The organism is Edwardsiella anguillarum ET080813 (assembly GCF_000264765.2).
Classification (GTDB): Bacteria; Pseudomonadota; Gammaproteobacteria; order Enterobacterales; family Enterobacteriaceae; genus Edwardsiella; species Edwardsiella anguillarum.
This window is the reverse complement of the sequence record NZ_CP006664.1, coordinates 279,350-293,762: the sequence shown is the minus strand read 5'-3', so window position 1 is coordinate 293,762 and position 14,413 is coordinate 279,350. Positions and strand designations below refer to the sequence as shown.

Genomic DNA, 14,413 nt, shown 5'->3' with positions numbered 1-14,413 from the left:
TAAGCGATACCGAGCGGGGGTGTCGAGAGATGCCCCCGTTTTTTTTATCTGTTGACCCTCTGCTAGGCAGGGGGGCTGTTTTAGGCGGCCTCGTCGCGGGAAAGCGCTGAGGGACGCTGGGTGAAGCGCCAGCCGATGGCCAGCGCGATAAACCACAGCGGCGTGACCATCAGCGCCTGGCGCGTATCGGTCTCCAGCGTGAGCAGGATCAGTACGCCAAACAGAAAGGCGAGGCAGATCCAGCACATAACGCTGCCCAGCGGCATCTTATAGCCCGAGGCAGCGTGTCGCTGCGGATAGCGGCGGCGATAGACCAGATAGCTACACAGAATGATAGACCAGACGAACATAAACAGCACGGCCGAGACGGTGGTGATCAGGGTAAAGACGGTGATCACGTTGGGGATCAGATAGAGCAGTACGACGCCTCCCAGCAGACACAGGCAGGAGAAGAACAGCCCGGCGGCGGGCACCGACTGACGAGAGAGGCGGGCGAAGCGGGCCGGGGCCAGACCGCTTTGCGCCAGTCCATAAAGCATGCGGCTGGTGGAAAAAATGCCGCTGTTGGCGGAGGAGGCCGCCGAGGTCAGCACTACAAAGTTGACGATCCCCGCCGCGGCCGGCAGCCCGGCCAGAATAAACAGCTCCACAAAGGGGCTCTTGTCGGGCACCACCTGCTGCCACGGGGTGACGATCATGATGGTGCACAGGGCCAGTACATAGAACATGATAATACGCAGCGGTATCGCGTTGATCGCTCTGGGGAGGACTCGCTGCGGATCGCGGGTTTCCGCCGCCGTGGTGCCCACCAGCTCAATGCCGACAAAGGCGAAGACCGCGATCTGAAATCCGGCGAAGAAGCCACCGATCCCGTGGGGAAAGAGGCCGCCGTGCCACAGGTTGCTGAAGGCCGCCTGCTCGCCGGAGGGGGCGCGAAAGCCGCCGATGGCCATACCCAGTCCGATCAGGATCAGGGCGATAATGGCGACGATTTTAATCATCGCAAACCAAAATTCAGTTTCGCCGAACATTTTGACCGTGACCAGATTGAGCGAAAGCAGCAGCACGACGCAGGAGAGCGAAATAATCCAGTCTGCCAGGTGGGGGAACCAGAAGTGGGCGTAGGCGGTAATGGCGACCACGTCGGCCATGCCGGTGACGACCCAGCAGAACCAGTAGGTCCATCCGGTAAAATAACCGGCGCGGGCGCCGAGCAGATCGGTCGCGAAATCGCTGAAGGATTTATACTCCAGGTTGGAGAGCAGTAGCTCGCCCATGGCCCGCATGACAAAAAACAGCATGAATCCGATAATCATATAAACAAAAACAATAGATGGTCCGGCCAGGCTGATAGTTTTCCCGGAGCCCATAAACAGGCCGGTGCCGATAGCGCCGCCGATGGCAATGAGCTGGATATGACGATTATTCAGATTACGCTGCAGATGTCCGTCGGACGCCGCCTCGCGTTGCTCTGCCGCCGCTGTGAGTCGTTTCCCCATGTTTGCTCTCCCCGAGTGGGCTGTTCTGTTCGAAATGCGCGGATCCGACGGTTCGCCTCCTGCGGCAGTCACTCCCGATGGCCGTCCTCCGCTAACGATAGTAGAAAAGAACGACGGTTTTGAATATGGGGAGTTTAATAAAATGTTAAAATATAGTGTTTATTCGCGGGTTGTGGGGAGAGCCTGCCGTGCTATCGCTACGGAGTAGCGCTTTATTTTGGTTATCATATTTATAGTAATAAAAAACGCTGCCGTAGCAGCGTTTTTTAGGACAGGGGGAGACCGCGGGACGGCTTAGCTGTGGGTATCAGCCTGCGCCAGCTGAGTGCCGGAGAGTACCCGGCGCGCTTCACGGTAGCGCTTGTTCCAGTAGGTGTCGTTCAGGTTGGAGATCGTGACGCCGCTGCTGGTGGAGGCGTGAACAAACTGATCGTTGCCCAGATAGATGCCGACGTGACGGCCCGTAGAGCCGGCGCGGAACAGCACCAGATCGCCGATGCGCAGCTTAGAGCGCTTGATGGCGTGGCCGGTGCCCTCCTGCTGTGAGGTTGAGCGCGGCAGCTCCAGACCAAACTGTTCGCGGAAAGTACGCTGAACAAACGCGGAGCAGTCGATGCCGCGCTTGCTGTCGCCGCCCAGGCGATAACGTACGCCCTTCCAGCTGGCGTACTGATCCATAATCTTGGATTTAACATCCAGATTGCGCACCATCTCCTCAAACTCATCCTGAGACGCCTGTAGTAATAGATTGTCTTTGTTGTTGACTACATGCGTATCAGTTTGTGCGTAGCGATCGGAGGGTGCCGTAGTACATGCCGAAAGCAACACTGCGGCGGCGATGGCGGGCGCCAGGCGCAGAATGTATCTCAGAACTGGTTGAGACTTGACCATTATAAACCGTTTCCCTTGTTGTCCTTAACGACCTGTTGTGTCGCTATCTGAAAATTACCCTTCCAGAGACTAATTTCCGCGTGGGGTACTGACAATCGCGCTGAGGCAGAATTGTGCAGCAGAACACACTTTTTGTCCCGATTTCCGCTATTCGCAGCGCAGACGCTCTGCGACCGGAGGGACATGGCCGGATTAAACCGTGCGCCATCGCGTATCCTGCCCAGATATTCAGTAGAAGCCACTGTGCTAATCACATGTAAAACAAGTCAATTATATGACCTATTTTCTAGATTATGCGCCCCTCTATTATATTGAGGAAAAAGATAAACGGGGAGAGATATCTTATCCAAAGGTAAGCAATGGTTTAATTTGACACACTTGGTAATATATTTGGCGCGAACTTGTCCGCGTCGGCGTGTCCGGCGCGCCGGAAAGGCGGGGGCGCCCCGGCCAGGCTATGGCGCGGACGCCTCCGGTCGACGGGTGCGTAGCGCTAACAGGGCGCTTTGCAGCGCGTTCCAGTCGGCTTCGGCATCATGGATCACTTCGATGCGGCTGTCCGGCGGCGGCGTTTGGCGGGTCTCTATCTGTAAATCCGCCCCCTGGCGATTAATACAGAGGGTGCCCTCGGCTACCCGTACGGCGCCCTTAATACGGAGCAGCGGGGTTAAACGTACCCATTCCAGTAGGCCGATGGTGTCAAAGACGCTCTCTGCGCTGAAGACCCAGCCGCAGCTAAAGTAGCCTTGGCCCTGGTTGAGCGCTCGTCGCCAGCCCTGCCCGGGCCGTAGCCGCAGCGCGGCGATGCCCGATGCCGGGGCGGGCGGCGCGTGATGATGGCGTGCGTCGGGCAACGCTGCCGTACGGGTGCGCGGGCGATCTAGCCAGGCGGGATCGATCTGTCCGCGCTGGGTTTCGAGCAGCGTCCGCCCATCGCCCAGGGCCCGTTGCCAGCGACGCAGCGTGTCGCGGGCGCCGTCGTCATAGGTATCTATTTTATTGGCGACGATAATATCTGCCGCCGCCAGCTGATCGCGAAAGTTCTCATTATCCTGCAGTCGCGCATCGTTGAGCTGGCGGGCATCCAGCAGACACAGCGTTGCCTGCAGCATCAGCCAGGCGCTGTAGACGTCGCTTTCCAGCAGGCGCAGGATCTGCGTGGGGTGACCGAGCCCTGTCGGCTCGATCAGCAGTCGGTCAGGCTGCGTTTTCAGCAGCATGTTCAACCCTATCTGCATCGGCAACCCGTTGACGCAGCACATACAGCCGCCGGGGATCTCTTTCAGCTGGGCGCCGCTGTCGGCGAGCAGCGCGCCATCGATCCCTATCTCACCAAACTCATTGACCAATATCGCCCAGCGCTCCCGGGCGGGCTTATTTGCCAGCAGGTGGCGCAGGGTGGTGGTTTTTCCGCTGCCCAAAAAACCGGTGATTATATTTACGCGGGTCATGCGCAGTTCCCTTGTTATTAGAGGCCATTGAGAGCGCCGCTGGTTTTGTGAGAGATCAGACATTCTTAGGAAAAATGTGCGCGGAAACAACCCTATTTTTTAAGAGTTTTCTCACCGCTGGCAACCTATTCGCGACGTTACCGGTAAAGAAATGGGGAGTAATTGGTTGTTTATGCTAATCACTTGTTTTTTATTGGTTTGTAATTCTGTTTTTACCTTTTGAAAAGAAATAACTGAAGTTTTGATCTGCATTGCCGTTAGTAATCAACGAGTTCTGCTATTTTTTAGGAGAGGTGTTAACAGGGAATGTCACCGTTTTTTCATCCGCGATCGACGTTTGGCGAGATGAAAAGACGCAGTAACTTGACGACGGGAGTGATATATGAGGCGTGAATGCTTATCACTGGTGAAGATTGTCGTTATGGGGATGTTGCTGGGGGCCGGATTGGCCGATACCCCTGCCCAGGCCGCTGGCTCGGGCGTGGTACAGTTTGGTGGTATGATTGTGGAGGATGGTTGTCAGTTTAAAATAGTGAATGATCAGATCCATTCCGAATGTTATCGGGACGGTAAAGCCCAGACGGCTACGCGCAGCGTTGAGCGGGCGCAGCAGGGGGCCATGGCCCTACCGGCCCAGGTTGGCGAGAGCCATCTGACCTGGCTGGATGATGCACATGCGCAGGCGTTGCTCACCGTCTCTTATCGCTAAGAATGTTCTGCCTGGAACGCCCCTGCCAGCGCAGGGGCGTTCTTCATCGTCATGCTAAGCATTATCTGCCCGCGCGCCCGCGTCGTCCTTTTTCTTAATGAATTCATGCTGTGATACAATCAGAGCCACTATAGCGGCACGCTAGTATTAACAATTGGTCTGTCCAATTGGTGCTTTTACTCCGCAGATGCGGCACAGCCAGAGGGGCACGTCATGAGATTGTATCAGGAAGTCGGCAATACGCTGCGCACTGCCATCGCGCGCGGCGACTATCCCATCGGAGATCGTCTGCCGCCGGAGCGCGATATTGCCGAACATTTTGACGTGAGCCGCAGCGTCGTGCGCGAGGCGCTGATCATGCTGGAGCTGGAGCATCTGATCGATGTTCGTAAAGGCTCTGGGGTATACGTCGTCGCTTTACCGCAGAATGTATCCTCCCCGCGGGTGCGGAACCTGGATGAGAACACCTTTGGCCCCTTTGAGCTGCTGCAAGCGCGCCAGCTGCTGGAGAGCGAGGTCGCGGCCTTTGCCGCGACGCAGGCTACCAAGTCCGATATTCTGAAGATGCGCCAGGCGATTGAGCAGGAGCGCCTGGCGCTGAACGCAGGGTGTGCCGATGAGAGCGCGGATGAGCAGTTTCACTGCCTGCTGGCGCAGTCGACGCAGAACAGCGTACTGGCCGGTATGGTGGAGGATGCCTGGCGCGCGCGCAAGCATAATCCGCTGTGGGCGGGACTGCATGGTCATACCCAGGATTTCAGCTACCGCTGGGACTGGCTGGAGGATCATCAGCGGATCCTGCAGGCGGTGCTGCGGCGCGACGCGCGCGACGCTAAACAGGCGATGTGGCAGCATTTGGAGAATGTTAAGGCTAAGCTATTAGAGATCTCCAATCCAGACGATCCGGGATTTGACGGCTATCTGTTTGACTCTACGCCGGTGGCGCTGGGCGGCATGGCGCCATAGCACGTCGCCGGTCTTCCGCATACGCCGGCGGGGTCAGGAGCGCTGCCGCAGCGTGGAGAGCGGGTTTGACCCTTATCGCAGCGCCTGCGTGCGGGGCAGCCTATGCGTGGCATAGGCTGCCTACGCGCCGAGCGGGAGGTAACAAACGCAAATGATTCATCTGGGCGGCGAACGATGGCGCAGCTATCTGCGCCCGCTGCTGTCTGCGGGCGCGGTGGGCATGGTGCTGCTGCTGGCTACCGTCACCATCTCCTGGCAGGCCTCGCGGGGATTGGCCGAGTCGGCCAAACAGCGGCTGACGCTGGCCATCTGGCAGATCGATGAGGCGCTGGACAACGCCCAGACGGCGGCCGATGCTGTCCGGCGTTACGCCGGACAGCCCTGCGATACGGTGTTGCATAATATGCTGGCGCTTCAGGCGACGACGGTACCCGACGTGCGTTCGGTCAGCCTGGCACGGGCGAGCGCTATCTACTGCTCCTCTCTCTACGGCGCCTTTCATGCCGAAGTCGGCTATGACCACTACACCAAGAGCCGCTTGACCCTGATGTCTGGCAACCGGATTACGCCTCACCGCTCGCTGGTGGTGTTTCGTGAGCCCGGGCAGGGGGATACCAGCGTGCTGGTGGGGATAGACGGTTACTACCTGCGGAATATTCTGCGCTCGCTCAGTACCCCGACGCCGCTGTATCTGCATATCGGTGCGGGCTGGATGGATCCTCTGGGTAAGGTCGTCGATGCGCCGCCGTCGGTGGACGGACACCGCTTTGTCCGCAGTTCGTCGCGCTACCCGATCTCGGTCGCCACGGTCGTTCCGATCGACAGCCACTGGACATATATGCTGGACTACTCCCGCGGGAGTCTGGTGCTGTTCCTGGTGCTGGCCATCGTTTTCGGGGTTGGCACCTACCGCCTGGCGGGGCAGGTAAACTCGCCGGTCTCCTACCTGCGCGAGGCGCTGCGGCGTCATCAGTTTATCCCCTATATTCAGCCGGTGGTCAACGGCGCGGATGAGTCGCTGAGCGGCTGCGAGATCCTGATGCGCTGGCAGCATCCCCAGATGGGACTGATCCCGCCGAATAACTTTATCCCACTGGCGGAGGACAGCGGCCTTATCGTTCCGATGACGCGCGATATTATGCAGCAGGTCAGCGACTATTTTGCGCCGCGCTGCCATAGCCTGCCGGCGCATTTTCACTTTGGTTTTAATATCAGCGCCAGCCATTTTAACGATCTGAGCCTGGTTGAGGAGTGCCGACGCTTTATCGATGCCTTTGCCGCCAACCCGATTCGGCTGGTGCTGGAGCTGACCGAGCGCCAGCGGGTGCCGGACGGCGAGCTGACGGATCAAGTCTTTCACGAGCTGCGGGCGCTGGGGGTGCTGCTGGCGCTGGACGATTTTGGCACCGGACACTCCAGCCTGGCCTATCTACAGCGTTATCATTTCGACATCATCAAGATCGATCAAAGCTTCGTGCGGATGATCGGCAGCGATATGCTGTCGGGCCACATCGTGGATACGGTGATCGCGCTGGCCAAGCGGCTGGATATGGTCACCCTGGCGGAAGGGGTTGAGACCGAGGCGCAGCTGCAGCATCTGCGCGCCGATCGGCTGGATTACCTGCAGGGATATCTGTTTGGCCGTCCGCTGCCGCTGCCGGACTTTACCCGGGAGTGGTTGACGCGCGTGGTTAGGCAGGCGCGTCAGCCGCGCTAGGGGGCCCCGCGCGGGGCCCGGGGGCTCTCCTCTGCCCGATGGGGGTACAGGATATTTGTATAATTTATGCCCGGTTATTTCTATTAAAAAAATGATAAAGAAACAGGAGACCTAGCCGATAATCTTTAACACTTGAGTGCAAATGACAAGAGAATATCGGTCACATGTTTTCTAAAATCAAAATAGCCAGACTGCTTCCTATCATAATCGTTGCAATTTTTTCAATCCAGGCGGTTTCATTTATATTCTTTTACGATGTTATTAATAGCGACGCTGGACATATTCAGGAAAACTATCAATCACGGCGTAACGTCATGTTTTTTAGCGACGCATGGATCAACCTGGTTCAGGCGCGCTCCACGCTGAGAGAGGCTCAGAATCAGGCCGTTGCGGCGACGGTCGACCGGGAGCGGATGCAGGGACTCTTCTCCCGCGCCGATCGGCGGATCGCCGAAGCGCGCAGTAATTACGTGGCCTATAAAGATATTCCCGACGTTGACGGGCTGGATGTGAACGTAGTCAATCGGGTTAATAATGACTTCACGAAATATCTTTCGACGGTGTCTAAAATAGCTGAACTGCTTAAGCAGAACGATATTCAGCGCGCGGTGGAGCTGAACCAGCAGCTTATTTCACTGAATATTGAAACACAGCATGCATATAATTTATGGCAGGAGGAGCATGACCGACTGATGGAGGTCGGGGTGCAGAAAAGTCAGCACGCCAGCCAGATCATGAAGTGGGTGCTGCTGCTGCTGGCGCTGCTGTCGATTCTGTGCCTGCTGCTGTGCTGGGTATCGGTTAAGCAGGCGATGCTGATACCGCTGCAGCGCATCATTCGCAGCGTACAGCGTATCGCTCAGGGGGATCTGACGCAGCGTTTTCAGCGTCATGGCAAGAGTGAAATGGGGATCCTGGCCGCGCATATCGATGACATGCAGCGGGCGCTGCGGGAGATCGTCGACTCGGTTCGCCACAGCGCCGGCGCCATCTACTCAGGCGCCGGTGAGATTGCCTCGGGGAGCAGCAATCTGGCCTCACGCACCGAGGAGCAGGCCGCTGCGCTGGAGGAGACCGCCGCGAGCATGGAACAAATGACCTCCATTGTCGATCAGAATACCGACAGCTCACGCCACGTGGCGCAGCTGGCCGGCGAGGCAACCCACACGGCGGAGTCCGGCGGACAGGCCATCGCAGAGGTGGTGAAGACCATGGAGGAGATCGCCGGCAACTCTAAGCATATCGCCTCAATTACCAACGTCATCGATAGCATTGCTTTCCAGACCAATATACTGGCGCTTAACGCCGCGGTGGAGGCGGCGCGGGCCGGCGATCAGGGACGCGGTTTTGCCGTCGTGGCCAGTGAGGTGCGTAGTCTGGCGCAGCGCAGCGCCCAGGCGGCGAAAGAGATCAATACGCTGATCGCCTCATCGGTCGAGCGGGTCAATCAGGGCAGCGCCAATGTGTCGGCGGCCGGCGCCACCATGGCGAATATCATTAGCGCCATTACGCATTTATCCGGTCTGATCGGGGAGATATCGTCGAGCGCAGAGGAGCAGAGCCGTGGGATTGCCCAGATCAATCAGGCCATCAACCAGATGGATACGGTGACGCAGCATAACGCCACGCTGGTGGAGGAGTCCACGGCGGCATCCCATGCGCTGGAGGGGCAGGCCAAGGCGTTGACCGAGATCGTGGCGGCATTCAACGTCAGCGAGGCGGCGGCGCTATCGCCCGCGGTAGCTTAGGCTTCTTGATGGAAGGACGCACAGTCTGCCGCCGCCGGGCGGCAGACTGCGTTGGGGCGGAATTACGCCTGGCTTGCCAGCGTAGCGCAGGTGCGGGCCGCGCCCTGCTGCATCAGTGAGAGGTAGGCGACGGTCACCGCCTCGACAAAACGGGGCTCCTGCGGCAGTGCGTCGCCGAAGACCGCGCTGACGCCCAGCAGCGCCTGGACACGCTCTGCGCCGTCGGCGCTGTTGGCTACGCACTGCTTCAGGGTTTCCGCCATCGGATCGCGGACATCGATGGCTTGGCCTGCGTCATCGGTACCGCCGACATAGCGCATCCAGCCCGCGACGCCCAGCGCCAGGCAGGGGAAGGCGCTGCCGTGGGCCAGATGCCAGCGAATGGAGTCCAGCATGCGCTGCGGCAGCTTCTGGGTACCGTCCATGGCGATCTGCCAGGTGCGGTGCTTCAGCGACGGGTTGCTGTAGCGTTCGATCAGCTGCGCGGCATAGCGCGCCAGATCGACGCCGCTGACGCTCAGGGTCGGCGCCTGCTCCTGCAGCATCAGGCGATGGGCATCCTGGCGGTAGGCGGCATCCTCCATGCAGTCATTGATGTGCTCATAACCCGCCAGATAGCCCAGGTAGGCTAGGAAAGAGTGGCTGCCGTTGAGCATACGCAGCTTCATCTCCTCATAGGGCAGTACGTCGCTGACCAGTTCGGCGCCGACGGCTTCCCACTCGGGACGTCCGGCGACGAAGTTGTCCTCGACCACCCACTGAATAAAGGGCTCGCAGGCGATGCCGCACGGGTCGTCGACGCCGAGGGCGGCGCCGATCTGGCTCAGGCTCTCCTCGGTGACCGCCGGTACGATGCGATCGACCATGGTGCTGGGGAAGGTGACGCTGTCGGCGATCCACGCCGCCAGCTGCGGATCGCGCGCCTGCGCCAGATCCAGCACCGCATTTTTCACCACGTGGCCATTTTCCGGGATATTGTCGCAGGAGAGCACCGTAAAGGGAGGCAGGCCGCGCTCGCGGCGCAGACGCAGGGCCTCTACGATCGCGCCGGGGGCGGACGCCGGCTGCTGCGGGTGCGCTAGATCGGCCTTAATCAGCGGGTTGCTGAGATCCAGACGACCGCTGCCCGGCTCGATGCAGTAGCCTTTTTCGGTGACCGTCAGGGAGACGATGGCGACCTGCGGCTCGGCCATCTTTTCGACCACCGCGTCGATACCGTCGAGGGCGGCGTGCAGCGACTCATGTACCGCGCCGATGACGATGGCCTGGTTATGGCTGGCGCCCCTCTCCAGCACGCTGTACAGGTGATCCTGCTGGCGCAGCTGTTCGATCAGCGTTTCGCCGCCGATCAGGTTGATCTCACAGTAACCCCAGTCGCCGCCCAGCGTATTCAGTACGCGGTCGGTAAGCAGCGCCTGATGCGCGCGGTGAAACGCGCCAAATCCCAGGTGCACGAGGCGGGATTTCAGGGCGCTGCGATCGTAGGAGGGGCGCTGTACGTCGGCCGGTAAGGTATAGTTGGCGAGGTTGTTCATTCGTAACTCCATCTGATGGATGACGGAAGCAGCGCCGCCCTCGGCGGCCTGTTTCGTTGCTATAGCCATAAAAGGTGTTAGACCACTTGCTGATGGCACTCAGCGGCATGGCGCCTGCTTTTCCCAGCGTCGTCGGTTTGGTCTGACAGCATCACACAGGCTTGCAGTCTAAATTGATATGATAGAAAATCAAATTGGTTAGTCCAAAATTACCCGATAATCGTGAGGCGGATCAACCAATCACACTTTCGCTTTTGACAGCTGCACCCGGATGCGTCAGGGTAAAGCTGAGTGATATCTGTGTCGATTTGGTATGACAGATTATGCCGGCGGAGGCCGTGAAGCGTAAAACCTGTCTGACCCGTCACAGGAAGACCCGTTAACACACCGCAGAAGGTAACAGTAGATGGAACAAACTTGGCGTTGGTATGGCCCGAACGATCCGGTTTCCCTTGATGATGTCCGCCAGGCTGGCGCCACCGGCGTAGTGACGGCGTTGCACCATATTCCAAACGGCGAAGTCTGGAGCGTGGAAGAGATTGAAAAACGCAAAGCGCTGTTGGCCGAGAAGGGATTGACCTGGTCGGTGGTGGAGAGCGTTCCGGTCCATGAGGAGATTAAAACCCAGACCGGCAACTACCAGCGCCATATCGACAACTACAAGCAGAGCCTGCGCAATTTGGCAGCCTGCGGGATCGATACCGTCTGCTATAACTTCATGCCGGTGCTGGACTGGACGCGTACCGATCTGGAGTTCCAGCTGCCGGACGGCTCCAAGGCGCTACGCTTCGACCAGATCGCCTTTGCCGCCTTTGAGCTGCATATCCTGAAGCGCCCGGGCGCCGCAGAGGATTACAGCACAGAAGAGCAGGCGCAGGCCAAGGCCTACTTCGACGCGATGAGCGAGGCCGAGGTGGCCAAGCTGACCGCCAATATCATCGCCGGTCTGCCGGGGGCGGAGGAGGGCTACACCCTGGATCAGTTCCGCGCCCGCCTGGCGGAGTATGATGGGATTGATAAAGCGGCGCTGCGTGAGCATATGGCCCACTTCCTGCGTGAAATCGTACCGGTGGCGGAGGCCTGCGGCCTGCGTCTGGCGGTGCATCCGGACGATCCGCCGCGTCCGATTCTGGGTCTGCCGCGCATCGTCTCTACCGTCGAGGATATGCAGTGGCTGAAAGAGGCCGTCGATAGCGTCTACAACGGTTTTACCATGTGCACCGGGTCGTACGGCGTACGCGCCGACAATGACCTGGTGGCGATGATCGAGCGCTTCGGCGATCGCATTCACTTTACCCACCTGCGCGCCACCTGCCGGGAGGCCAACCCGAAGAGCTTCCACGAGGGGGCTCACCTGCAGGGTGATGTCGATATGTTTGCGGTGGTCAAGGCGATCCTGACGGAGGAGTCCCGTCGTCAGCAGGCCGGCGACATGCGTCCGATTCCGATGCGTCCGGACCACGGTCACCAGATGCTGGACGACCTGAAGAAGAAAACCAACCCGGGCTACTCCGCCATTGGCCGTCTGAAAGGGCTGGCCGAGGTGCGCGGCGTCGAGCTGGCCATCAAGCGGGTCTATTTCCCGCAGATGAAGTAACGGCGCGGGCGATGGCCTAAAAATAAGGGGGGACGCATGGGCGTCCCCCCTTTCGTTTGCGTTAGGCGTCGGGCTTAGTCGGCGCGTCCCATAAAGCGGCGCTCTTCGACGTGAATACGGATCTTCTCGCCGCTGCTCAGGTATTCTGGCACCTGCACTACCAGGCCCGTTGACATGGCGGCCGGTTTGGTGCGCGCGCTGGCGGAGGCGCCCTTGATGCTCGGCGTGGTCTCGACGATCTCCATATCAACGGTCTGCGGCAGCTCCAGTGCCAGCACCTGGCCCTCCATCGTTAGCACCTGCATGCCCGGGATGCCGCCTTCCGGAATAAACAGCAGTTCGTCTTCGATCTGCTCTTTCTTGAAGGTGTACGGGGTGTAGTCCTCGTCATCCATAAACACATACTCGTCGCCGTCAATGTAGGAAAAGGTGACGGGGCGGCGGCTTAAGGTGATGGTTTCCAGCAGATCGTCGCCTTTAAAACGTTCTTCGACCTTCAGCCCGGTACGCACGTCGGAAAAGCGCATTTTGTACAGGGTTGCCGCGCCGCGCGCGCTGGGGGACTGGATATCAATATCGCGGACCAACAGCAGTTTACCGTTGTAGTTTACCGCCATACCGCGTTTGATCTCGTTAGCTCTGGCCATGATTGCAATACCTTAAAAAAACAGCGGGGTTATTCGGCCGCGCGCCCGCCCGGCAGGAGTGCCTCTGGCGGGACGCGGTCAGGTGGCGACACACTACCCGCCCGCTGCGGTTCAGGCAAGGGGAGGCGGTGTAAAAAGTCGGATCGGCGGGGGAAAAGCGCCCCCCGCAGGAGAGGGCGCCCGGACGCTAGCGGTAAATCGGTAACAGATTGAACAGAGAGAGAATATGGGCCGCGGCGCTGATCAGGCCAAAGGCGATAACCAGGATGATGACCGCCGTCCCGCCGGGGACGCGATAGCTCGCCCGGGGAAAGCGACGCCGGCTGGCGCGCGCCATCAGCGCCGGGACGATCACCGCCCAGATCGTCGCGGCCAGACCGGCAAAGCCGATGGCGTACAGAAAGCCATTAGGGAACAGCAGGGCGCCGATCGCCGGCGGGACAAAGGTGATCAGCGCGCTTTTGGCCCGTCCGCTCGGGGTATCCGCAAAGCGCAGCATATCCGCGATGTAGTCGAACAGACCCAGCGAGACGCCGAGGAACGAGCTGGCCAGCGCCATATAGGAGAAGGCGTTCAGCAACTGTGTGACCAATGGGCCGCTGGCGACGCTGCCCATCTGCTTGAGCAGGCTGCCGATATTGCCACCTTCGGCGATGATCTGGCGGAAGGCGGCGCGGCTGATATTGCCCTGAATCACGTACTGCCAAAAGATGTAGATCACCAGGGCGATCAGGGTGCCGTACAGCAGGCTGCGTACCACGGCGCGGCTGTCTTTGTTGTAGTACTTGACCAGCCCCGGCACGTTGCCGTGGTAGCCGAACGACGTCAGCAGGTAGGGCAGCGCCGCCAGCGCGTAGGGCAGGTAGTTCGCCTGGGTATCCGCGCTGTCAAACAAGATCGCGCGGTCGACGTGAGTAAACATATCGCCGGTTGACAGCAGGAAGGTGATCACCATTCCGCCGATCAGTATGGTGCTCAGGCGATCGACCGCGCGGGTTGACAGCCAGACGATAAAGCCAACCAGCAGGGCGAAGACTCCGCCGGCCAGCGGCTGCCCTACCTCGGCCAGCGGCGCCAGGGTATGGGTGATGATGGAGCCGCCGGCGGAGATGTAGGCGTAGGTCAAAATATACAGCACGAAGGCGATCGACAGCCCGTTGACGCTGTTCCATCCCTTCCCCAGCAGATCGCCGACCATGGTGTGAAAGCTGGCGCCCGCCGGGTAGTGCAGGTTGCTCTCCAGGATCATCAGACCGGACAGATACATGCAGGCCCAGGTGACGATCAGCAGCGCGACGGAGAGGCTAAACCAGACGCCGGCGGTGACGACGGGGATCGAAAACATACCGGCGCCGACGGCGGTGCCGGCGATGATCATCGCGCCGCCCAGAATAGAGGGGCGCTGCAGCGAGTGGGTCAAAGTCTGCTCCATGGTCATGTGACGTTACTCCTGGAAAAAATTCTTGTGTACTAGCTCAATAGTACGATGCCGCGTGCGGAAAGTAAACCGGTTACGCAGCGGCGGAATAAGAAAAAGGGCGAATGGCGAATGTTCACCGGCGCGTGGGGCGGGAGGGGGTATCCACGACTGCTGCATTTCACCAGCGGTGGGGGTAGCGGCGGCGGCGGCGCTCTGGTAGGGTATGCGCCCGG

At 59.5% G+C, this 14,413-nt stretch carries 11 protein-coding genes; 5 read left to right on the top strand and 6 right to left on the bottom strand.

Annotation, left to right across the window (positions count from 1 at the left end; all coding sequences use genetic code 11):
- Positions 1 to 80: 80 nt before the first annotated feature.
- From cycA to ETEE_RS01305, 3 genes are all read right to left on the bottom strand, one after another.
- A complete protein-coding gene (gene cycA / locus ETEE_RS01315; protein ID WP_034162561.1) occupies positions 81 to 1,499 on the bottom strand; it encodes a D-serine/D-alanine/glycine transporter in 1,419 nt (472 codons plus the stop codon).
- A gap of 294 nt (positions 1,500 to 1,793) precedes the next feature.
- Positions 1,794 to 2,390, bottom strand: coding sequence for a bifunctional murein DD-endopeptidase/murein LD-carboxypeptidase (mepS, locus tag ETEE_RS01310; protein WP_034162560.1), 597 nt, complete (start codon positions 2,388 to 2,390; stop codon positions 1,794 to 1,796).
- Positions 2,391 to 2,845: 455 nt separating this feature from the next.
- Positions 2,846 to 3,841: a CobW family GTP-binding protein gene (locus tag ETEE_RS01305; RefSeq protein ID WP_034162559.1), complete on the bottom strand. Its 996-nt coding sequence runs from the start codon at positions 3,839 to 3,841 to the stop codon at positions 2,846 to 2,848.
- A gap of 382 nt (positions 3,842 to 4,223) precedes the next feature.
- Between ETEE_RS01305 and ETEE_RS01300 the strand changes: the two genes are divergently transcribed.
- From ETEE_RS01300 to ETEE_RS01285, 4 genes are all read left to right on the top strand, one after another.
- A complete protein-coding gene (locus ETEE_RS01300) occupies positions 4,224 to 4,550 on the top strand; it encodes a hypothetical protein (RefSeq protein WP_225865095.1) in 327 nt (108 codons plus the stop codon).
- A 213-nt stretch (positions 4,551 to 4,763) separates the two neighbouring features.
- The gene (locus ETEE_RS01295) at positions 4,764 to 5,516 is read left to right on the top strand and encodes an FCD domain-containing protein (protein ID WP_034162557.1); all 753 of its coding nucleotides are present in this window, start codon (positions 4,764 to 4,766) and stop codon (positions 5,514 to 5,516) included.
- Between the two features lie 151 nt (positions 5,517 to 5,667).
- Entirely contained in the window at positions 5,668 to 7,233 is a 1,566-nt protein-coding gene (locus ETEE_RS01290; RefSeq protein WP_034162556.1) for an EAL domain-containing protein, read from the top strand.
- Positions 7,234 to 7,397: 164 nt separating this feature from the next.
- Positions 7,398 to 8,981, top strand: coding sequence for a methyl-accepting chemotaxis protein (locus ETEE_RS01285; protein ID WP_034162555.1), 1,584 nt, complete (start codon positions 7,398 to 7,400; stop codon positions 8,979 to 8,981).
- A 62-nt stretch (positions 8,982 to 9,043) separates the two neighbouring features.
- Here ETEE_RS01285 and ETEE_RS01280 read toward each other — a convergent pair whose 3' ends face one another.
- Entirely contained in the window at positions 9,044 to 10,516 is a 1,473-nt protein-coding gene (locus tag ETEE_RS01280; protein ID WP_034162554.1) for a mannitol dehydrogenase family protein, read from the bottom strand.
- A gap of 406 nt (positions 10,517 to 10,922) precedes the next feature.
- On the opposite strand from ETEE_RS01280, the gene uxuA reads away from it, so the two are divergent.
- Entirely contained in the window at positions 10,923 to 12,113 is a 1,191-nt protein-coding gene (gene uxuA / locus ETEE_RS01275; RefSeq protein WP_034162553.1) for a mannonate dehydratase, read from the top strand.
- A gap of 74 nt (positions 12,114 to 12,187) precedes the next feature.
- On the opposite strand, the gene yeiP is transcribed toward uxuA, so the two are convergent.
- Together yeiP and mtr are read right to left on the bottom strand one after the other, a co-directional pair.
- Positions 12,188 to 12,760: an elongation factor P-like protein YeiP gene (gene yeiP, locus ETEE_RS01270; RefSeq protein ID WP_015871856.1), complete on the bottom strand. Its 573-nt coding sequence runs from the start codon at positions 12,758 to 12,760 to the stop codon at positions 12,188 to 12,190.
- Positions 12,761 to 12,947: 187 nt separating this feature from the next.
- Entirely contained in the window at positions 12,948 to 14,198 is a 1,251-nt protein-coding gene (mtr, locus tag ETEE_RS01265) for a tryptophan permease (protein WP_034162552.1), read from the bottom strand.
- Between the last annotated feature and the right edge of the window lie 215 nt (positions 14,199 to 14,413).

What these genes read in the sequence shown, in the direction of transcription:
- ETEE_RS01285 (WP_034162555.1), top strand. Translation starts at nt 7,398, where the DNA reads ATGTTTTCTAAAATCAAAATAGCCAGACTGCTTCCTATCATAATCGTT.
- uxuA (WP_034162553.1), top strand. Translation starts at nt 10,923, where the DNA reads ATGGAACAAACTTGGCGTTGGTATGGCCCGAACGATCCGGTTTCCCTT.
- ETEE_RS01295 (WP_034162557.1), top strand. Translation starts at nt 4,764, where the DNA reads ATGAGATTGTATCAGGAAGTCGGCAATACGCTGCGCACTGCCATCGCG.
- ETEE_RS01300 (WP_225865095.1), top strand. Translation starts at nt 4,224, where the DNA reads ATGAGGCGTGAATGCTTATCACTGGTGAAGATTGTCGTTATGGGGATG.
- mepS (WP_034162560.1), bottom strand. Translation starts at nt 2,390, where the DNA reads ATGGTCAAGTCTCAACCAGTTCTGAGATACATTCTGCGCCTGGCGCCC.
- ETEE_RS01305 (WP_034162559.1), bottom strand. Translation starts at nt 3,841, where the DNA reads ATGACCCGCGTAAATATAATCACCGGTTTTTTGGGCAGCGGAAAAACC.
- ETEE_RS01290 (WP_034162556.1), top strand. Translation starts at nt 5,668, where the DNA reads ATGATTCATCTGGGCGGCGAACGATGGCGCAGCTATCTGCGCCCGCTG.
- mtr (WP_034162552.1), bottom strand. Translation starts at nt 14,198, where the DNA reads ATGACCATGGAGCAGACTTTGACCCACTCGCTGCAGCGCCCCTCTATT.
- cycA (WP_034162561.1), bottom strand. Translation starts at nt 1,499, where the DNA reads ATGGGGAAACGACTCACAGCGGCGGCAGAGCAACGCGAGGCGGCGTCC.
- yeiP (WP_015871856.1), bottom strand. Translation starts at nt 12,760, where the DNA reads ATGGCCAGAGCTAACGAGATCAAACGCGGTATGGCGGTAAACTACAAC.
- ETEE_RS01280 (WP_034162554.1), bottom strand. Translation starts at nt 10,516, where the DNA reads ATGAACAACCTCGCCAACTATACCTTACCGGCCGACGTACAGCGCCCC.